The sequence below is a fragment of the Paenibacillus sp. OT2-17 genome, from assembly GCF_009827695.1.
Taxonomy (GTDB): Bacteria; Bacillota; Bacilli; order Paenibacillales; family Paenibacillaceae; genus Paenibacillus; species Paenibacillus polymyxa_B.
This window is the reverse complement of sequence record NZ_WUDQ01000014.1, coordinates 24,988-43,585: the sequence shown is the minus strand read 5'-3', so window position 1 is coordinate 43,585 and position 18,598 is coordinate 24,988. Positions and strand designations below refer to the sequence as shown.

The window sequence follows — 18,598 nt, the reverse complement described above, 5'->3', positions numbered from 1 at the left end:
CTCTATGCCAAACTGAGTTAGATACAATTCAGAATGCTGTTTACTACGTGGCAAATATTCTATCACGCTAAATCTCCTTATGTAAATTATCAAGCATTATAACATAAATAGTGAGTACCATGCCATGTACTTCATATCTTAGTTTAATATATCATTTCTGTAGAACCTATTGCGACTAATGAGGAGCTTATCAAGCTTTACACCATGTGAACTTAGTTGGTGGTGTTACGAAAAGGTTCTTCTATGTCCTTTTTTAGGTGCGGATTTCCGAGGGGTATGATCTAGAGGGAGGGGTTGTTTTTCCAATGGGTATCATTGTTCAAGAGCAAACGGGGCTGTTTCATCTACAGTCGTCGGGCATGAGTTATATTATTCAGATTGTGGATGGATTTCCTGTGCATGTATATTGGGGAGATAGGCTGAAGCACCGCGAATCAATGACCGATCTATTGCTTCACACTTCTGCGACGGCTGGATTGGATCGGCTACCGCAAGAGTACCCGCAGTATGGGAGTGGGGACTTCCGTAACCCTGCGTATCAAGTAGAACTTGAGGATGGAACTCGTATCACGGAGTTAAAGTACGACGGTTACCGGATCATCAAGGGAAAGCCATCATTAACCGGACTTCCGGCCGTATATACCGAAAATGAAGACGAAGCGGATACGTTGGAACTGGAGTTAAAAGATGACTTTTCAGGTCTTAAAGTTGTTCTTCTTTACACCGTCTTCGCGGATCGAAACGTAATCGCTCGTTCGGCTCGTTTGAGTAATGCAGGGGAAAAGAATCTTAGGCTCCTTCGTGCACTAAGTGCTTGTGTCGATTTTTCGGGTAAAAGCGATTTAGAGTTCATGTATCTTTCGGGAGCATGGGCTCGGGAGGGAAATATCACCCGCAAACCGATTCTTCAAGGTGAAACCCGAATTGATAGTAAAAGGGGCATGAGCAGCCATCAACTCAATCCTTTTACTGCATTGGTCACTCGGGAGACAACGGAATGCTATGGAGAGGCATTCGGCTTTAGCCTCGTCTACAGCGGGGGCTTTGAGGCGGGAGCGGAAATGGATGCATTTGGCTCTACACGGTTTAGCATCGGCGTGAACTCCTTTGACTTTTCGTGGTTACTGAGCCCAGAGGAGAACTTCCAAACGCCAGAAGTAGTTATGGTTTACTCCGGTCAGGGACTGGGAGATATGTCGCGGACGTATCATCGCTTGTATCGGACCCGACTTTGCCGAGGGAAATATCGGGACGAAGAACGCCCTATTCTGGTCAATAACTGGGAAGCTACCTATTTTGACTTCAATGCAGATAAGTTGGAATCGATAGCGAAAGAGGGGGCTGAGCTAGGCATCGAACTATTTGTCTTAGATGACGGTTGGTTCGGAAAACGGGATTCCGACAATTCGTCTCTCGGCGATTGGTACGAGGATCGTCGGAAGCTGCCAGACGGACTTGCGGATGTCGCGAACCGTATCAATCGGCTGGGGCTTAAATTCGGGCTCTGGTTTGAGCCAGAGATGATCTCTCCAGACAGCGAGTTGTACCGGGAGCATCCGGACTGGTGCCTTCACGTTCCGGGACGGAGGCGCAGCGAAGCCAGATGGCAGCTGGTGCTGGACTATACTCGCAAGGAAGTGCGCGATTTCATCTACGATTCGCTTTCGGCCATTTTCTCCAGCGTGCCGGTTTCTTACGTGAAATGGGATATGAACCGCTGTCTGACGGAAATCGGTTCTGCTGCTCTGCCGCCGGAACGCCAATCCGAGACTGCCCATCGCTATGTTCTTGGATTGTATGAGCTGTTGGAGCGCATCACCACCGAATTTCCACATATTCTTTTCGAGAGCTGTTCAAGTGGCGGAGGACGCTTTGATCCAGGCATGCTTTACTACATGCCTCAAGTCTGGACTAGTGATAATACCGATGCGGTGGAACGCCTGAAGATTCAATATGGAACTAGCCTTGTCTATCCTGTAAGCGCAATCGGAGCGCATGTTTCGGCAGTTCCGAACCATCAAGTTGGACGGATAACGCCCCTTGATTTTCGAGGTGATGTCGCCATGTCCGGAAATTTTGGATATGAGCTTGATCTCACGAAATTCACCGATGAGGAAAAAGAGACGGTCAAACGCCAAATCGCAGTATACAAGCAGATACGTGGCTTAGTACAGAAAGGTGACTTGTATCGCTTAAAGAACCCGTTTGAAGATAACGAATCGGCTTGGATGTTTGTTTCTGAAGACCAAGAGGATGCCATCGTCTACTATTTCCAAGTGATGGCTGTTCCGAACGCGCCTTGGCGAGCCCTGCGCCTTGACGGACTAAATCCAGAGCTCGAATATGAAGTTAAGTCAGGAAATAGCGGGCAAAAGTCTATCCATGGGGGGGATCGGCTTATGAAGTTGGGCCTCCCTCTTCTCTACAGACAGAAAGACTATGAAAGTGGATGGTTCAGGCTTCGGGCAATAAAGCCTGGTAAGGCTTAAGGATCAGTACAACAGTATAATTGCCGAAAGAGAATAGAGTTATGCCCCTTTTTATATGAAAAGGGGCATTTTGCGTACAGCAGCTGTACTGATCGAGGAGGGGGAAGCCATTTTTTTATACGAATGATGAATGACATGAAACTGAGGAAGATGTAGGAGTTACATTTGAATGTTGATTGAAAACAGGATCATCAACAGAGTAAGTCGTTACGCTGACGGCTGCTTCATTCCTTAATTAATGAATTCATTTCTAAATTTCCGGAATTCATTAGGTGTTTTTTTATGATGTTTTTTAAAAGACTGAATGAAGTGATTTACATGATTAAACCCCACTCTGTGGGCTATTTCAGTTATTGTAGAATCTGTTGAAATTAATAACTCGCTGCTTTTCTTGATACGGTACTTAATTAGGTAGTCGTAAGGTGTCATATGAATGGTTCTCTTAAAACTACGAGTGCATTCCGAAATACTTAAATGTGCTATAGCAGCAATTTCTTGCAGTGTTATATTGTCTGAGTAGTTTTGATGGATAAAGCTGAGCATCAATTGAAGTCGCTCCTGTTGCAATTTCATGTATTTAGGTGCTTCCTCAGAAGACAGCGAAATATTAGATATTAAGACTAACCATAATTGTGCCGTTTTGATGGAAACCTCGTATTCCCAGCCCCATTTTTTTTTCATATCAAATTTCTGTTTCATATCCCAAAGCATTTGCAGTATTTGAATTTGCCATTCAGCATCTCCTTTGATTACTAATGACAATAAGAGAGAGTTTGTATAAGGCAGTACATAGTTTTTTTCCATCGCACTATCTGCATAAAAGGCCAGCAGCTTCTCAGGGAAATTAAAACTGACATATTGACCGTTATGTGTAAGGTGTGTAGTAACGTGAAGAACACCTTTATTAATTAAAATGGCCTGACCTGTTTCTAATTCATGATCAATGCCGTTAACTTGTATCACTAGCTTTCCTTTGGTAACCAAAGTGATTTGCAGTTCCTCATGCCAATGTAAATCGTTGAATCCTCTACCTTCAGGACTACTTGCATGAATAGTATGGGTGTACATGATGTATGGAAATGAAACATCGGGATATAGAATGGTCTCATGCAATTGTTTTTCCATTTTAGAGAGGTCCTTTCTGATGACGATATTTCTATATAAATTAAAGATATAGTTACACAAATAAAATAAAAGTGGTGATATTATTATACCAGATCTTCGGCTTATCATTACAATCCTGTGCACAGGCGATTGGATAAGACATCTTGGAGGCGTATATGTGAAAATAAATCAATCGTCGTTACCGTTTCATCCGTATATTTTGCTTTTAATCAGCATACTGTCTGTTTCTATCTCATCCATCATGATAAAATCCTCAGATACTCCAACCTCTGTGGCTGGGATGTACAGATTGTATATGTCAGTACTCATAATGCTTCCCTTTGTACCTTGGAAAATGTTTCGTTCCTTAGAAATGAACAAAAAAGATTGGAGTACTGTTTTCATCGCTGGTCTTTTTCTCGGGTTGCATTTCTTATTCTGGATGGAATCTTTAGTATATACCTCAGTTGCGAGCTCCATGGTCATCTTATCCTTACAGCCTTTATTTGTAATGATGGGTTCATACTTTATGTTCAGAGAACGAGCAAATATATTAACCATTCTTTGTTTGATCGCCGCTCTTGTCGGTTCAATCATTATAGCTTGGGGAGACATAGGGATTTCGAGAGAGGCATTAATCGGAGATGGATTATCTTTATTAGGAACAATCTTGGTTTCAGCATATATGTTGGCAGGACAGAAAGTAAGCCACAAAATAAATGCAAATTTATATAGTGTTATTGTTTTTTTTATTGGTGGCAGCGTCATGTTGGTCTACAATATGTTGAATCATTATTCCTTGATCGAATATGACTCGTCGGATTGGATGTATTTCTTTTTACTTGCAGTAATCCCAACTATTTTTGGACAATATATTTTTAATTTGTTGTTGAAATCGATGGGTGCAACTACGGTCTCAGTTGGTATTATTGGAGAGCCTGTTCTTGCCATAATTCTCGCCTACTTATTCTTGGGAGAAATAATCTCTGCATTTCAATTCATAGGTGGAATCATGACTTTATTCGGTATGGGGATGTATTTTTGGGCAAAATCTTTAAAGTATACTACGGTTGCAAAATATTAAATTTGAAATTCATTATCGCGAAATTGAAGAAAACAATCGATGAGGAGAATGTTTAGATGGCAACGATTGATGATTTTTTGAAACTAGATATTCGAGTTGGAACCATAATTAAAGCTGAGTTTTTTGCAGAAGCAAAAGTACCTGCTATTAAACTTGAAATTGATTTTGGACAAGATATCGGAATAAAAGCTTCGAGTGCACAAATCACAAAAAGATATGTGGCTGAAGATATTATAGGGGAACAAATCATAGGTGTAGTCAACTTTCCACCTCGACGGATAGCAGGCTTTAAGTCAGAGGTGTTAGTCCTTGGAGGAATTCCCGAAAAGGGGGATGTGGTTTTATTGAAACCAGATATCAAACTACCTAATGGAACACCTATTGGATGATTGATCGGCTGTTTAATCCGTAAAATATATAACTTCACAACAGGCAGGACATTGAACTAACGGGATACGATTCTTCAATAGCAAGTTGAAATAGATAGCGGCAGACTAGGACTTTATTTTCACGTCCTAGTCTGCCGCTTTTTCTTTTATTGGTCTGTCTAAAGCTTATTTGATTCATTAAAATCTGCAACAATTAGGCTGGAAATCACGAGTGTCACCAATCCAGTAAAAGCACAATTCTCCATACCAGCTATACGCCTTATACCTATCTGGCTGGGATGCTGCGTGTCCCCTCTGTCATCGGGGAGGCGCAGAGCGGGCATACCGGCGGTGTGCCTGTGCTAGCCGCGCTTGTACGGCGTCCGCTTGTTGTGTCGCGCCGCATCCACGCCTTGCAGGCGCCGTCGGTGCATTTCCACACGGGCACGTTGATACGTGGCTCTGCCGAAGACCCTGCCACCGACGAGGTCGTCCGTGCCGTAGCGCTGCTTGGTCCCGGCCTGCTGCTCACGCGGGTCGCTGTGCCAGACGCTGGCGATCCAGCGCCAGCACGGCTGCTATACCCGGAAGCACCCTTCGGTTGGCCGAAGCTGCTGCGGCGTGCTTCTGGCTTGGAAGCCTCAGGGGTGATCCCATAGGCTTCCAGCAGGAAGCGTGACACGGCGGCAGGCTTGCCATGATTAGAGGCGGGAGAGGTGATGTACAGCAACTCCTTCGCCCGGGTGACGGCCACGTAAGCGAGGCGGCGCTCTTCTTCAAGCGCTGCATCGTTATCCACAGCCGTAGTCGGGGCGGCGCCTGCCCGCCGATCCTCCGGCAGCTCGCTGTGCAGCGCCGAGCTGTGCGGCAGAATGCCTTCGCTGGCTCCGATCCAATATACGCAAGGGAATTCCAGCCCCTTGGCGCGGTGAATCGTCATGAGCCGAACAGCATCGCTGTCTTCCTCTCTGCGCAGCGATTCCATTTGGTGGTGACGCTCGGAAAGCTCGTCCGCAAAGCTGACGAACGCCTCCACGGTGTCAAACCGCTTGGCTGCCGTTTCGAGCTCCTCCAGACTTTCTTGCATCGTTTCCTTATAATGAGTCCACGCGCCCGTATCTCCGCTCTCCAAATATTTATCATAAAAGATGCGCCGCATTTCTTGAATGGCATAGGCAGGTTTCATTGTAGTGAGACTGCGAATCAAACGAATACGCTCTTTCACCTGTTCACGCTGAAAATCACGTAGTCGATCCCAGCGGCTGAGATGAATCAGCGGGTATTTTTTAGCCTGCTGTTTCTCCTCGCGCATAATCCATTCCATCCCCGCCTCACGGGAGACGTACAGCGGCCCAAGAGTGCTCGGAATGGATTCCATACGCCGGGGATTCAGCGACAAACGCAGGTGATCCATTAAGGGACGAATCAGGGACTGATCATAAAATACAGCTCCTGCTCCGTACTGAATAAATGGGACATCCCGCATAATTAATTGCTCAAAAATAGATCGGCTTCCGCTGGCTGTTCGGTGCAAAATAGCGATATCCCGGTAGCGCAGCCGACCTTCCTCTACCTGTCCGAGTAGATGGGTAACAATATGCCCCGCTTCCTCCTCGGGTCCGGATGGGGTGGCAAACTGCGGCGGCAAGCCTTCACGCCCGGCAGCCGAAAGACGTTTGGAGCGTCGATGAATATTTTTGGCGACAATGTTAGAGCCCAGCCCCAAAATCCGCGCATCGCTGCGATAATTAATATCCAGGGTGATGACCTTTGCATCCTTATAGACCTTGTCAAACTCCAGAATGGATTCCTGGCGTGCCCCATTAAAGGTATAGATCGTCTGATCATCATCCCCCACAACCATCAGATTGCGATGTCGGGCAGCCAATCGTTGCACCATCTCATATTGCAGGGCATTCGTATCCTGAAATTCATCGACCATGATATGTGAAAAACGCCGCTGAAGCGGCTGAAGCACATCCGGGTCACGCAGCAGTGCGGAGGCACGCAGCAGAATATCGTCAAAATCCATTTTATTGCGCTCCTGTTTCCACGCTTCATAGGCGAGCATGGCACGCTTGGCATCCGATTCCTCGCGCACGGTTTCCGGCAGCTCGTCCGCGCTGCGGCCTTCCGCTTTCCAGGCGGAGAGAGCAGACAGCAGGCTTTCCGGCTGGAAAGCCTCGCTGAGTCCAAGCTGCCGCAGCATCATTTTCATGACGGTATGCTGGGCCTGCGTTTCACCGAACACTTCATCTTGCACGCCGCGATGACGCAGCATCGCCAAAGCGAATGAGTGAAACGTGCGAGCCTGAACTGCACGTGCAGCGGCAGGGCGCACACCGGGTAATCCCGCGATGCGCAGTTTCATTTCGGCAGCTGCCTTGCTGGTGAAGGTCACCAGCAGAATGGACGATGCAGGGACATCCCGCATCGCCATCAGGTAGCCTGCGCGGGCAGCCAGCACTGTGGTTTTGCCGCAGCCAGCCCCTGCAAGGGTCAGAAGGGGGCCTTTGCCGTGGCGGACGGCCTGGATCTGCGGGCGGTTCAGGTGAATGCCGGCGTTCTCTAAAGCACGAAAATAGGCCGAGTCTTGGTCGGTGTCGGGCACCAGCGTCATACTGGTATCCATGGAAGCACGACGTGCCTGAGGGCTCGACGTTGAATAAGGAACCCCGATGGGTCGGGGGTAAAAAGAAGGATTTGGGTCCATAATCCTGAAACCCCTTTCGTTCTTAAAATCTTCCATTTTCACAAATGGGGGTAGTTTTTGGTATGATAGAGTTCTAGTCAGCTTTAGCTGACGATAAGAACAAGGCGATGGACTAAAATAATGCTGAAATTCATGCGGATCTTGCCGGAGCGACAGAACGTCAATACGTTGACGCTAATGCCAATAGCCTTCAAACAGGCAATATGACCGCATTCCATTATACAGGAGTTCGAGGTTTGCCAACAGAAAAAAACTTTGGGATATACGGACGGTATAGTGAAATCCGGCTGGATAATGGGGAGGAAATAACGATGAAGCTGATTCAACGTATAAAGGAAGGCGCTAATCGCGCAACAGAAAAGGCGCAGCATGCTGTCGAGATTAGTAAGATCAATTCACAAATTACAACGATTCAGCAGGAAATGGATGTTCATTTCTTACGAATGGGTCAGATCTTTTACGAAGGTTACCGTGCATCCGACATGTCGGTGGCAGAAACCGAGATGACACAGCTATCCACTGCATGTGATGAGCTTCAGGATGAAATTGACGAGCTGCGCAGTAGAATTGCAGAATTGAAAAACGCTCATTTATGCACCTGTGGAGCGGTTGTGCCTCTGGATGCCAACTTTTGCCCCAAATGCGGACGCAAGCTCAATGAAGGACAGGCTGCTTCCAAACAAGTAGCTGCTGTGCGTGAAGAGGTACCAACGGACGTCTATTCTTTTGATCTGCGCAAGCCAGAGGTAGTGAAGGATGCTGCGCCTGCTTACACGGAGTATGCAGAACAGGAAGTAGTCGATCGGCATGAACAGGAACAGGATGAGCGGTATGAAACACACGAACCAGCGGGACTAGACCGCGATTACACAGTATCTGATTTTACACCGGAAGAAAAAGCGGCATTCGACGCTGAGTGGGAGCGCCGTCGTCAGGAAGAACTGGAAAAAGAACACCGTCGTCTTGAAGAACTGGAACGCGAGCGTGAGCGCCAGGAGGAGCTGGACGAGCGAATCCGATATTGGAAGGCCAACAACTCCGGGGCCGAGAAGCCGGCAACGCCGTCTGCACAAGTACGTGAAAATGTAAAATGCCAAATCTGTACTGTAGAACTACCTAAAGGGTCCAAGTGGTGCCCGCGTTGCGGAGCTGAACAGATTTGACGCAGCCGAACAGGCTGCTGCAGGACACAGACATAACGCCGGGCAGCATAGGGGGAACAGAATATATGGAGCGTTTGCTGCATCATCTGCGGAATCTGGGTTTTACGGAAATGGAAGCCAAGGTTATGGTCGAGCTTTCGAGGCAAAATGCGGCTTCCGGCTATGAAGTGGCTAAGCGTCTGGGTGCATCGCGCTCCAACGTGTACGCGGCTTTACAGCGTTTGGCCGGGCAGGGATACCTCAGAACCAGTGCTGGAGAGCCTGTACGTTACAGCATGCTGCCACCGGGTGAACTGACCCGGATGATCGAAGGACAAATGCAGGAGTCCCTACGCGCAGTGGAGAAAGAAATGCCACGAACAGAACCAACCAAGCCGACCTTTTATAATGCGGAAGGCGATCGGAAGGTGCTGGAAAGTCTGACACGTGAATTGGAACGGGCAGAGCATGAGATTGTGTTGGATTTGTGGCGCGAGGAAGCTGAGCTGCTGCGGACAGAGTTGGAGAAAGCTGAGAGTCGAGGTGTGCGTCTGCTCTGGTCCTGCGATAACGGAGAAAGCATGATGGGACCGTGGTTACCGTCTGGGTCTGGTACAGACGGACAGGAACCAGCAGGGCGGAAGTTTTCTTTTGTTATTGATCGGCGTTGGTGCATGCTGGGTATGCGGGGAGAGAATTGCCCGACACAGGCGCTTATTACCGAGCATCCGGTAATGACAGGCCTGCTGCTTAATCATTTTGCTCAGGATCTTATTCTGTATGAGCTGGAGCATGATATGGGCAGAGAACTGTCGACCCGGTATGGCTGGCGGTATGAAGGCATTATCGGCAAATATATGTCAGCTGGAGAATAGCTAAAGATTACCGGGTAGGAAGTTCCATCAGTGCCCGGCATATAGATGTAATATAGCCCGCCTTATGAGGCACGAATTGATCCGATGTAATCAGGCGGCGGTTTTTTTCTGGATTTGGCCCCGACGTAATGCCATGGGCTTCGATAAAGGGAATATGGCCTTCAAAAAGGGCCAGTGCTTGGTCAAGATCTGCTTCGTACAGTCCGGCTACTTCTTCTTGCTGAAGGTGATAAGCTTCCAATGGCTGGTTCGATAGCAGTCCAAACACCGAGCTAACCTCCCGATCCCAAAAAGAGGTGCCCTGTGCGGTACCTTTGCTTTCATACCGAACGGTCATCAGCGGTGTTAATGAGGTAAAGGGAACATGAATGCCCAGTTCTTCCTCCAGCTCACGAGCCGCCTGAGACATATCTTCGCCTGCCGTCAAGTGACCGGCTGCTGTAATATCGTAGCATCCGGGGAAGGTGTCCTTCGTATCCTGACGCTGTTGGAACAGCAAGCGACGGCCTGTCGAAGTGTCTCGTGCTAGCCAGCAGTGAAAGGTATGGTGCCAGTATCCCTTGGCATGTGCGTCTTGTCGCGAGGCTGTGCCAAGAGGGTTGTCTTCATCATCGTAGATATCCAGAAGCTCGCTAGTCATCGTGGTTCCTCCTATAGTAAGCAGAAATCAAAGGTCTACTTTACAGTATAACGTGTTTTCTGTCCTGACGATATGAAGGCGGGTGTGGAATGTGGAGTGGCATTTGGGGTATGCTGGGAACATGAGGATTTGCAACATCACACAGATTTACGATTGAAAGGAGCGATTTTACATGGAATGTATAGTACATTTTCGAGTCATGCATCCGGAGGAACCCAAGGAACTGCGCGGGTTGATTATGCTGGAAAGCGGAGGCAAGCCGGGGATTGATCAAATCACGGATATGTTCAAAAATATGGGCTATGATGTCCGCCCAGACAATCCGGAGGAATTGATTTTTAAACCAGTCGATGTCAGAGCCAATTATACATATATCCGGGTTATTGAACTGGATACAGGTGAGGAAGTCTACCAGGAAGACAGGGATTTGCGCGCGATTTTGGAAAATTTGCTGAATAAACGTTAAAGATCAGGAGAACTAATCGATGGAATGAGATAAAGCGATCCTGTCGCCATTCATAGGAACGGAGAACCAATAATGAGATTGTATATTATCCGACACGCAGACCCCGATTACCCCAACAACACCATCACGCCGGAGGGGCATTTGGAAGCCCAGGCACTGGCCAAACGGCTTTCCAGTCACGGACTGGATCGAATTTATGCCTCTCCTTTGGGGCGGGCTTTGGATACAATGCGCTACACCGCCGACTCTCTGGGTATGACTCATGAAGTGGAACACTGGACACAGGAGCTGGCTCTAAAGCTGGAGGAAACTCCATACGGCCGTCTTTCCCATTGGGATTTGCCAGGTGAAGTGATCCGTTCCGAAATGCCCCTGCCGACTCATGACTCTTGGCAGGAGATTTCCTATTATCAGGGAACGCAAAGTCCCGAAACCTTCGAGCGGCTGAAGCTTCATTCCGATGAATTCCTGAAACGGCAAGGCTTTGAGCGGGTGGAGGGCAGGTACCGGATTCTGAAGCATACCGAAGATCAGGTGGCCGTATTTTGTCATGGCGGCTTCGGGCTGACCTGGCTTGCTCATCTGTTGGAGCTGCCATTGGCCTTGGCCTGGTCCGGCTTTTGGATGCCGCCTAGCTCCGTAACCACGATCTTGTTTGATGAGCGCTCCCAGGAATGGGCAGTTCCCCGTTGCATCGGCTTCGGTGATGTTTCTCATCTGTACGCTGAGGGTTTGCCCGTCAGACCCCGTGGCATTATCACCAATTTCAACTAATCAGATCTCTCACACCATACCAAAACGGCTTAAGACGGTACATCGTCTTAAGCCGTTTGTTGTAGTCATATAGGTGTGGGTTGAGTCAGCGTGCTTCGACGTACCCTTCCAGCTTGGAAGTGCAATGTGCGCAACGGGTAGCGGCTACAGGAATTTCGGATAGGCAGTGTGGACATTCCTTGATCGTTTTTTCCTGAGGAGGTTTTTCTTCCTCTTTGCGTTTCAGCATGTTAATCCCTTTGACCAGCATGAACACACAGAAGGCTACGATCAGGAAGTCCAGCAGGACGTTAATGAACTGACCATAGGCGAGGACTGCAATCCCTGCTTCTTTGGCCTGTGCCAAAGTCATGCGTGTACCGTCAGCATTTAAAGGATCGGCAGCTCGTAAAGCTACATACAAGTCTGGAAAATTCATGCCGCCCAGAAGTTTACCAATCGGAGGCATGATAATATCGTTTACCACAGAAGTGACAATCTTGCCAAACGCTCCACCGATGATAACACCGACCGCGAGGTCAATCACGTTACCCCGTACAGCGAATTCTTTAAACTCTTTTATAATACCTTTTCCGCTCATATGAGTGCTCACCTTCTTTACATAAAATCATTTATCTATAATACATGCTATGTCAATGGAGGGCAATTCCCAATTGATGTATTACACATTGTCACAAAATCACATGTTCATTTGTCTTCTATATGTAAACCAATAATGGAGGCGATGTATCGTGAGTTTGAGATTCAATCACAGAGCAGTGAGTCCTAGCACATTCAAGGTAATGATGGAGATGGAAAAATACATTTCCGGTCGTTTTACAGACAAAGTATTGTACGAACTACTGAAAATTAGAGTATCCCAAATCAATGGATGTTCCTATTGTCTGGATATGCATGCGAAGGATTTGCTCAAGCTGGGGGATTATGCTGACCACATTTTGCAGCTAGCCTTATGGCGGGAGGTTCCTTTGTTCACGGAAAAAGAACGTGTTATGCTTGAATTAGCTGAAGCGGTCACTCGCATCTCTGAACAAGGGGTACCTACGGATTTGTACAATAGGGTCAGAGAACATTTTACAGAGGAAGAATACGTAGATTTGATTACCGCGGTTAACGTGATTAACAGTTGGAACCGGATTGCGATTGCAACGGGGATGTATCCGGGCATTCTTTAAATGAACAGGGGGCTATGCTTTGTCTGGCAAAGAACACAGAATTGAACAAGAATCGGTGGATTTAAATCTGGAGGAGCTGTATCAAAGATATCGCAAATATTCTTTTGCCATTGCTTATCGCATGCTTGGAACGGTTACGGATGCCGAGGATGTAGTTCAAGACTGCTTTGTCGAGCTGAAGAATAAGCCCCTGGATGATATACACAATCCCAAAGCCTATGTAGCCAAAATGACGATGAATCGGTGTCTGAATCTGTTGAACTCTGCGCGCAAGCAAAGAGAGACATATGTAGGACAGTGGCTGCCAGAGCCGTTGGGTGAAAGCGCAGATCTCCCTGCGGATTGGTTAGAGCGTAAAGACATGATATCTTACGCTTTTCTGGTTTTGCTGGAGCAGCTAAAGCCGATAGAGCGGGCTGTTTTTGTGCTGAGGGAAGCTTTTCAATATGATTACAAAGATATTGCGGAATTGCTGGGGAAGACTGAGAGCAACTGTCGTCAGTTGTTCAGTCGCTCCCGTCGTATTCTATCTTCAGGAGAATCTGCTCTTGAGGCTCAGTCCAGTCGTAATATGAATAACTCATCCCGAATAAAACTACTAGAACGTTTTACAACCGCCTTTCTTGCCTACGATGTGACTGCTATGCTGGAACTACTGGCTGAACAACCTGTATTCGTGTCAGATGGCGGAGGTAATGTGCATACGGTGATGAGACCGATGGTTGTGCGCAAAGGCGTTCTTGCCCTGTTGACTTCTCGTCGGGTATTAACCGTTTTACGAGAAAGAGATGTGTTCCACACCGTCATCAATGGCGAGGTCCAGCTGGCATTTCTGGAAGATGGAAAAGTGAGAGAAACCTTATGTCTCAGACTGACACCGGACGGGGAGCATATTCAGAGTTTTTATTTAATGGTTAACCCAGATAAGTTGGGATACATTCATATAGGACAGAAGAAGCGAACATGCGATAAAAAGTAATCATCGAAACAGCAAAAACCTTGAATCCTGCTAAGGATCAAGGTTTTTTGTTGTCTTCACAACTGCCGGGCTTGATGAAGAGCCAGATCACCTACCCAGGGAAGCTTGAGCCACTTGCCTTGTCCCGCGCGAATTAACAGGATGACCCACAATACAAGGCCTGCCAGCGTTAGCAGGGAAGCGAGCAGAGGACCGAGCAGCGGAATGAATCCAACAAGCACATGCCCGATCATGAGGGTGACAAACAGAAATATGGATTGCAGCGCGTGAAATAATACAAATCGACTTTTCTTTTCCAGCATGACAAAGGCCAGTGCGCCAATAAATGCGAACAGATAGCACAGGACAGCTGCTATATTTTCATCCAATCCCGTGGAAGACTTATAGACTGACATGTCAGGCAAATCCCCCTTTATAAGTTATCCGTACTATACAAGCTATGAGGACAGGAATTAAAGATATACCCGAAACGCCAGAAAAAGTTCAATCAGGGAATGTGTATAAAAACACGAAAAAGACTGAACGAAAAGGATTCGCTCAGTCATTCACAGGGTTATACACAGGTTTTGCACATGTTGTACGCATTTTATCCACTATACGCCACTACTTGTCCACAAAATAAGCGTGGGTTATGCACAAATTGTGCACAAACTGTAGACAATATAGCGATTAAGCTCATTTTGCACACAGATTGTCCACAAAATATCAACAGATTCGTATTAACCGTGGATAAGTTGTCTTATTTAGCGATCTCCGCGTTGTAAACGACGGCGTGGATGTGTGATTTTACCCTTTTTATCCTCATCGTCCTCTTTGGGGATAAGTCGTTCATCAGTACGTCCTTCATGATGATTATCAAAGGCGTATTCGGTCATTTTCCACTCGGAAGTACCCAGAACAACATCAGCGGGAAAATGCTGACCTCTGTGCAAATGCTGCTCATGTCCATCCTCATCAATATAAACACCATCCACTTCTACCTTTTCTCCTGTTAGTGGGAGCAAATCCTTCCCTTTGTGTTCCATAGGTATCCCCTCCGTCTGACTTTATTCTTCGTTAATTTGTCCGGACGGAAGGTCTTTTATCCACAAGCTGATGCAAAATATCCTCGGCAATCTGGTCTGCGGGATGAGGTTTGCGAAGCAACTCAATCGCCTGCATCATCTCCTCGGCAAGAGAGGGGGTGGAAATCAGGTCGAGACAATGCTGAATCAGCTCCTCCGTAGTGCGAGCAATACGGGCAGCTCCTTTTTGCTGCAAATACAGAGCATTATTTAGCTCCTGACCGGGTACGGGCTTGAACACAAGAATAGGTAAACCGGATGCAATGCTTTCCGAGAGTGTGATGCCGCCGGGCTTCGTAATCACCAGATTGCTCGCACGCATAAGTGCTGGAACAAAGTCCACGAATCCATAGGTGTAAATGTTTGGGTGGTCTGCATACAGCGCATCCACTTCTGCTTTCAGTTGCTGGTTACGTCCGCAGACGATCAGTAGCCGCAACTGAGGAAGCTGGCTTAATTGCCGACAGATATCCAGTATGCCGGATAGCACACCATAGGCGCCAGCCATAATGAGTAGCGTAGTAGTCTCAGACTGTAGTGATGGAATTACCTGTTCCTGAACAGGAATTTCGTCGGCAGACATGTTATAAAAAGAAGCGTGAATCGGAATACCCGTAGCGATAATGCGTTCGATAGGTATTCCCCGCTGGGCGGCTTCCTGCTGGATATCCTCAGTGGCTACATAGTAGCGGTCAATATCGGGATGCAGCCAGCGCCCATGCAGATCGAAATCCGTAACCACGTTGACAATAGGCAAATTCATTCCCATTTTGCGGCGTAACGCCGGGAGCGCGAGCTGCGGGAACGTATGTATCACGAGATCCGGCAACTCCTTTTTCAGAGTGAGCGTAAGTTGACGCATTCCGAATGAATGCAGCACATGGCCGAAGGCCGATTTAGCCTGCATACCGCGCGTGATGTTATAGACCCAGCCGTAAAGCTGAGGAATGGTTTTGAAGCTTTGCATATATACAAATTTGGTCAGACCGTTCAACCAGGGATGAGATTCAGCCATCAGGTCGAGAAGTTGTACCTCGCAGCGTCCGAGTCTTCGTAAACTGTCCATAATTGCCCGAGCGGCCTGCACATGGCCTTCCCCGTAACTGGCGTATAATATTAGAATTTTTGGTGCTGAGACTTCCATGATTGTTTAGCCCCCTATATTCAATAAGCACATTAAAGCTCATATCAGGAACGTTCTAAGTTGAGGGAGGATACGGCTGGCAAAACGTAGCGCTCCAGCAGTGTTCGCGGATTTTTCCAGCGGCTCACCTTGCTGTCTGCTGTAAATACCACGACTGCGTTCGCTTCTGGCACAAGATAAATTTGCTGTCCTCCATGTCCGTGCGCACACGCGTAGTTGATGCCGTGGAGTCGTCCTGTCCACCATTGGAATCCGTAATCCCCGAATTCTGGATAGCCTTCAACCTGTCGCTGTGTCGCCTGATGCAGCCAATCGGCCGGAATCAATTCTTTTCCGTTCCAGCTGCCTTGATGAAGGCAGCAATCGCCGAATTTAGCCATGTCACGCGATGTCAGATATAGCCCGATGTGTCCCATGGTGTAGCCCTCTGGATCTTGTGCCCAACCACTTCTTCCAAAACCTAAGGGTTCGAACAGATGCTGGAGAGCGTACGTATAGGCGTCAATCCCACAGCATTGGGTCAGCAGCACGGACAACAGGTGAGAATCAACACTACGATATTGGAATACACCGAGTTGGTCCTCCTGTACAGGTAAGCGCAGGGCAAAGGACGGCCAGCTTTTGCTGCGATGAAAACGGTGGATAAAAGCTTCTCCGAGCTTTTTGCCCGTCTGCCAATACAAGCCGGATGTCATGGTCAACAGATGGCGAATCGTAATCTGCTCTAGCAGTGTTTCCTTCCGCCTAGGTAAATACTCAGACAACAGCTTATGCACAGCCGTCTCTGGCCCGGGCATATCACCACGAGCCATAGCTATGCCGATGAGCGTGGAAGTGAAGCTTTTGGTTGCGGATCGCAAATCGTTCAGAGAGCTTACTTCATGCCCGTTATAATAGCGTTCCCAGATCAGTTTGCCGTGGCGCAGCAGCATGAAGCTGTGCATTTTAGGAAACTTGGCTTGGATTTCACGGTCTGCATGATCAAGTAGGGAGACATTGATGCCCTCCTCTTCACAAGTTCCTATGTTCAGGGCAGACATACGGGCAACAGGTGCAGTGAACAGCGGAGCATAGCGGCGCATCCTTTTCCCTCCTTGTTATGTTTATTTATTTTACCCCAAACACATACACTCCAAAAACCGATAAATAAGGTATACCTCCTGTGCAACAGCTGATTGAGTACCCCAAATGACATGATGCGTAAAAGATAGGTAAAATCAATGTAAATTTACTGGAAAGCTGAAAGCTGTATCTGAATATGTTATAATGGGGTAGTGATTCAGCCAAAAGAAAATCGGTTAATAATAGTGTCAGGTACATGCCTTGTATAAGGTGTTCCCGACCTAAGCTGCAATTAGACATACTACTTCACTGCATAAGGACATCAATACTTTTCGGCATTCTCTTCAACGGAGCACTTATTTTCAACGTTTTGGGAGGGAGTTACATGGCAACGAAAGGTCACAATGAAGTTAAGGAAAGTCTGCGGGAAATGACTCGAATTTTCCGGCCTAAGGATCCCAAAAAATTTGTAAAGGAATATGTGCGAAAATACCGGATTACAGGAGGGTATGAGGAAGAGTTGACCATGGTGGTGGAAAACGAACTCGGTCGCATAAATTCTTCAGTATCTTAAAGGGTTCGATTACCCGAAAAACTAGAAATACGACTTTTATAAACCGTCTATCCACAGAGGAGACGGTTTTTTTGTGTCCGCCCTGCATACAATGGGATAGGTTTAGTGAATTTGTATGCTCAAAGGAGGAGGATTCCAATAGAGATAGCAATACGAACACCGGAGGAAATCGGCTACATGAGGGAGGCCGGACGTATTTTGGCAGATTGCCATCGTGCGCTGGAAAGTCGTATTCTTCCGGGAATTACAACGCTTGAAATCGATGCTTGGGTTGAGCAGTTTTTAAACAAGCGTGGAGCCACGCCTGAACAAAAGGGCTATAAAGGTTTCCCTTATGCCACCTGTGCTTCGGTCAACGAGGTGGTGTGTCACGGTTTTCCATCGGAGCGAGTACTTCATGATGGGGATATTGTGACCATCGACATTGTGGTTAACAAGGACGGTTGGCTGGCTGACCGAGGATGGACCTATGCGGTAGGTAACATTAGCCGCCCGGTAGCACGACTGTTGCGGCAGACCCATAAGGCACTGATGCGCGGGATCGAGGTTGCTCGCCCGGGGAGGACGTTGGGGGATATCGGGCATGCTGTGGAAAAAGCGGCAGGCTGGCGGCGGTTCGGCAACGTCAAGCCTCTGATCGGGCATGGCATTGGCCGCCAAATGCATGAGCCGCCAGAGGTTCTGCACTACGGTCGTCCCAAAACGGGATTACCACTGCGCGAAGGGATGGTGATTACCATTGAGCCGGTATTTACCCTCGGAACCGAGGGGGCCGTGCTCTGGGGGGACGATGGCTGGACCATCAGCACAGCAGATGGCAGTTGGGGGGCTCAATACGAGCACACGATTGCGATTACAAAGAACGGTCCTTATATTTTGACCTCATAAAAGAGAGTTGTGCCATAGGGAGTCAATGTGCGGGGCGTTTGCATAAGGCTCTCTAGG

19 protein-coding genes are annotated in these 18,598 nt (G+C 47.7%); 11 read left to right on the top strand and 8 right to left on the bottom strand.

Translation table 11 applies throughout. The annotated features are described in order from the left end of the window. Window positions 1–305: 305 nt before the first annotated feature. Complete coding sequence (locus GRP75_RS05910) at window positions 306–2,489, top strand: alpha-galactosidase (protein ID WP_160788832.1); 2,184 nt, start codon at window positions 306–308, stop codon at window positions 2,487–2,489. 231 nt (window positions 2,490–2,720) lie between these two features. Here GRP75_RS05910 and GRP75_RS05905 read toward each other — a convergent pair whose 3' ends face one another. After that, window positions 2,721–3,614, bottom strand: a complete 894-nt coding sequence (locus tag GRP75_RS05905; RefSeq protein ID WP_068941254.1) for an AraC family transcriptional regulator — start codon at window positions 3,612–3,614, stop codon at window positions 2,721–2,723. 157 nt (window positions 3,615–3,771) lie between these two features. Here GRP75_RS05905 and GRP75_RS05900 point away from each other — a divergent pair, with 157 nt between their 5' ends. Both GRP75_RS05900 and csaA read left to right on the top strand, forming a co-directional pair. Continuing rightward, window positions 3,772–4,677: an EamA family transporter gene (locus tag GRP75_RS05900; RefSeq protein ID WP_160788831.1), complete on the top strand. Its 906-nt coding sequence runs from the start codon at window positions 3,772–3,774 to the stop codon at window positions 4,675–4,677. A 56-nt stretch (window positions 4,678–4,733) separates the two neighbouring features. Continuing rightward, window positions 4,734–5,066 carry a chaperone CsaA gene (gene csaA / locus GRP75_RS05895; RefSeq protein WP_053324545.1) on the top strand — a complete coding sequence of 111 codons (333 nt, stop codon included), beginning with the start codon at window positions 4,734–4,736 and terminating at the stop codon, window positions 5,064–5,066. Window positions 5,067–5,331: 265 nt separating this feature from the next. Here csaA and GRP75_RS05890 read toward each other — a convergent pair whose 3' ends face one another. Then, window positions 5,332–7,758 (bottom strand): UvrD-helicase domain-containing protein, encoded by a 2,427-nt coding sequence (locus tag GRP75_RS05890; RefSeq protein ID WP_160788830.1) that lies wholly within the window; start codon window positions 7,756–7,758, stop codon window positions 5,332–5,334. A gap of 311 nt (window positions 7,759–8,069) precedes the next feature. On the opposite strand from GRP75_RS05890, the gene GRP75_RS05885 reads away from it, so the two are divergent. Both GRP75_RS05885 and GRP75_RS05880 read left to right on the top strand, forming a co-directional pair. Further along, complete coding sequence (locus tag GRP75_RS05885) at window positions 8,070–8,921, top strand: zinc ribbon domain-containing protein (protein WP_160788835.1); 852 nt, start codon at window positions 8,070–8,072, stop codon at window positions 8,919–8,921. 65 nt (window positions 8,922–8,986) lie between these two features. Continuing rightward, the gene (locus GRP75_RS05880; RefSeq protein WP_023986822.1) at window positions 8,987–9,775 is read left to right on the top strand and encodes a TrmB family transcriptional regulator; all 789 of its coding nucleotides are present in this window, start codon (window positions 8,987–8,989) and stop codon (window positions 9,773–9,775) included. A 7-nt stretch (window positions 9,776–9,782) separates the two neighbouring features. Here GRP75_RS05880 and GRP75_RS05875 read toward each other — a convergent pair whose 3' ends face one another. Further along, entirely contained in the window at window positions 9,783–10,415 is a 633-nt protein-coding gene (locus GRP75_RS05875) for an NUDIX hydrolase (RefSeq protein WP_053324547.1), read from the bottom strand. A 172-nt stretch (window positions 10,416–10,587) separates the two neighbouring features. Here GRP75_RS05875 and GRP75_RS05870 point away from each other — a divergent pair, with 172 nt between their 5' ends. Then, window positions 10,588–10,881 (top strand): hypothetical protein, encoded by a 294-nt coding sequence (locus GRP75_RS05870; protein WP_023986824.1) that lies wholly within the window; start codon window positions 10,588–10,590, stop codon window positions 10,879–10,881. A gap of 72 nt (window positions 10,882–10,953) precedes the next feature. Beyond that, window positions 10,954–11,655 carry a histidine phosphatase family protein gene (locus GRP75_RS05865; protein WP_160788829.1) on the top strand — a complete coding sequence of 234 codons (702 nt, stop codon included), beginning with the start codon at window positions 10,954–10,956 and terminating at the stop codon, window positions 11,653–11,655. An 85-nt stretch (window positions 11,656–11,740) separates the two neighbouring features. Here the strand turns inward: GRP75_RS05865 and mscL are convergent, their stop codons facing one another. After that, window positions 11,741–12,235, bottom strand: coding sequence for a large conductance mechanosensitive channel protein MscL (gene mscL, locus GRP75_RS05860; protein ID WP_023986826.1), 495 nt, complete (start codon window positions 12,233–12,235; stop codon window positions 11,741–11,743). A 151-nt stretch (window positions 12,236–12,386) separates the two neighbouring features. Between mscL and GRP75_RS05855 the strand changes: the two genes are divergently transcribed. Together GRP75_RS05855 and GRP75_RS05850 are read left to right on the top strand one after the other, a co-directional pair. Continuing rightward, entirely contained in the window at window positions 12,387–12,830 is a 444-nt protein-coding gene (locus GRP75_RS05855) for a carboxymuconolactone decarboxylase family protein (RefSeq protein WP_023986827.1), read from the top strand. Window positions 12,831–12,849: 19 nt separating this feature from the next. After that, entirely contained in the window at window positions 12,850–13,809 is a 960-nt protein-coding gene (locus GRP75_RS05850; protein WP_028541124.1) for a sigma-70 family RNA polymerase sigma factor, read from the top strand. A 56-nt stretch (window positions 13,810–13,865) separates the two neighbouring features. Here GRP75_RS05850 and GRP75_RS05845 read toward each other — a convergent pair whose 3' ends face one another. From GRP75_RS05845 to GRP75_RS05830, 4 genes are all read right to left on the bottom strand, one after another. Beyond that, complete coding sequence (locus GRP75_RS05845) at window positions 13,866–14,204, bottom strand: DUF4870 domain-containing protein (RefSeq protein ID WP_023986829.1); 339 nt, start codon at window positions 14,202–14,204, stop codon at window positions 13,866–13,868. Between the two features lie 348 nt (window positions 14,205–14,552). Further along, window positions 14,553–14,834: a hypothetical protein gene (locus tag GRP75_RS05840; RefSeq protein WP_023986830.1), complete on the bottom strand. Its 282-nt coding sequence runs from the start codon at window positions 14,832–14,834 to the stop codon at window positions 14,553–14,555. Between the two features lie 31 nt (window positions 14,835–14,865). Then, the gene (locus GRP75_RS05835) at window positions 14,866–16,017 is read right to left on the bottom strand and encodes an MGDG synthase family glycosyltransferase (protein ID WP_068941260.1); all 1,152 of its coding nucleotides are present in this window, start codon (window positions 16,015–16,017) and stop codon (window positions 14,866–14,868) included. A 44-nt stretch (window positions 16,018–16,061) separates the two neighbouring features. After that, a complete protein-coding gene (locus GRP75_RS05830) occupies window positions 16,062–17,099 on the bottom strand; it encodes a serine hydrolase domain-containing protein (RefSeq protein WP_160788828.1) in 1,038 nt (345 codons plus the stop codon). Between the two features lie 365 nt (window positions 17,100–17,464). Between GRP75_RS05830 and GRP75_RS05825 the strand changes: the two genes are divergently transcribed. Beyond that, complete coding sequence (locus GRP75_RS05825; protein ID WP_007428354.1) at window positions 17,465–17,653, top strand: hypothetical protein; 189 nt, start codon at window positions 17,465–17,467, stop codon at window positions 17,651–17,653. A 105-nt stretch (window positions 17,654–17,758) separates the two neighbouring features. Next, entirely contained in the window at window positions 17,759–18,541 is a 783-nt protein-coding gene (map, locus tag GRP75_RS05820; RefSeq protein WP_160788827.1) for a type I methionyl aminopeptidase, read from the top strand. Window positions 18,542–18,598: the final 57 nt, after the last annotated feature.

Bases quoted from the DNA above. Each gene is read 5' to 3' on its own strand.
- GRP75_RS05910 (WP_160788832.1), top strand. From the start codon at position 306: ATGGGTATCATTGTTCAAGAGCAAACGGGGCTGTTTCATCTACAGTCG.
- GRP75_RS05905 (WP_068941254.1), bottom strand. From the start codon at position 3,614: ATGGAAAAACAATTGCATGAGACCATTCTATATCCCGATGTTTCATTT.
- csaA (WP_053324545.1), top strand. From the start codon at position 4,734: ATGGCAACGATTGATGATTTTTTGAAACTAGATATTCGAGTTGGAACC.
- GRP75_RS05890 (WP_160788830.1), bottom strand. From the start codon at position 7,758: ATGGACCCAAATCCTTCTTTTTACCCCCGACCCATCGGGGTTCCTTAT.
- GRP75_RS05885 (WP_160788835.1), top strand. From the start codon at position 8,070: ATGAAGCTGATTCAACGTATAAAGGAAGGCGCTAATCGCGCAACAGAA.
- GRP75_RS05880 (WP_023986822.1), top strand. From the start codon at position 8,987: ATGGAGCGTTTGCTGCATCATCTGCGGAATCTGGGTTTTACGGAAATG.
- GRP75_RS05875 (WP_053324547.1), bottom strand. From the start codon at position 10,415: ATGACTAGCGAGCTTCTGGATATCTACGATGATGAAGACAACCCTCTT.
- GRP75_RS05870 (WP_023986824.1), top strand. From the start codon at position 10,588: ATGGAATGTATAGTACATTTTCGAGTCATGCATCCGGAGGAACCCAAG.
- GRP75_RS05865 (WP_160788829.1), top strand. From the start codon at position 10,954: ATGAGATTGTATATTATCCGACACGCAGACCCCGATTACCCCAACAAC.
- mscL (WP_023986826.1), bottom strand. From the start codon at position 12,235: ATGAGCGGAAAAGGTATTATAAAAGAGTTTAAAGAATTCGCTGTACGG.
- GRP75_RS05845 (WP_023986829.1), bottom strand. From the start codon at position 14,204: ATGTCAGTCTATAAGTCTTCCACGGGATTGGATGAAAATATAGCAGCT.
- GRP75_RS05840 (WP_023986830.1), bottom strand. From the start codon at position 14,834: ATGGAACACAAAGGGAAGGATTTGCTCCCACTAACAGGAGAAAAGGTA.
- GRP75_RS05835 (WP_068941260.1), bottom strand. From the start codon at position 16,017: ATGGAAGTCTCAGCACCAAAAATTCTAATATTATACGCCAGTTACGGG.
- GRP75_RS05830 (WP_160788828.1), bottom strand. From the start codon at position 17,099: ATGCGCCGCTATGCTCCGCTGTTCACTGCACCTGTTGCCCGTATGTCT.
- GRP75_RS05825 (WP_007428354.1), top strand. From the start codon at position 17,465: ATGGCAACGAAAGGTCACAATGAAGTTAAGGAAAGTCTGCGGGAAATG.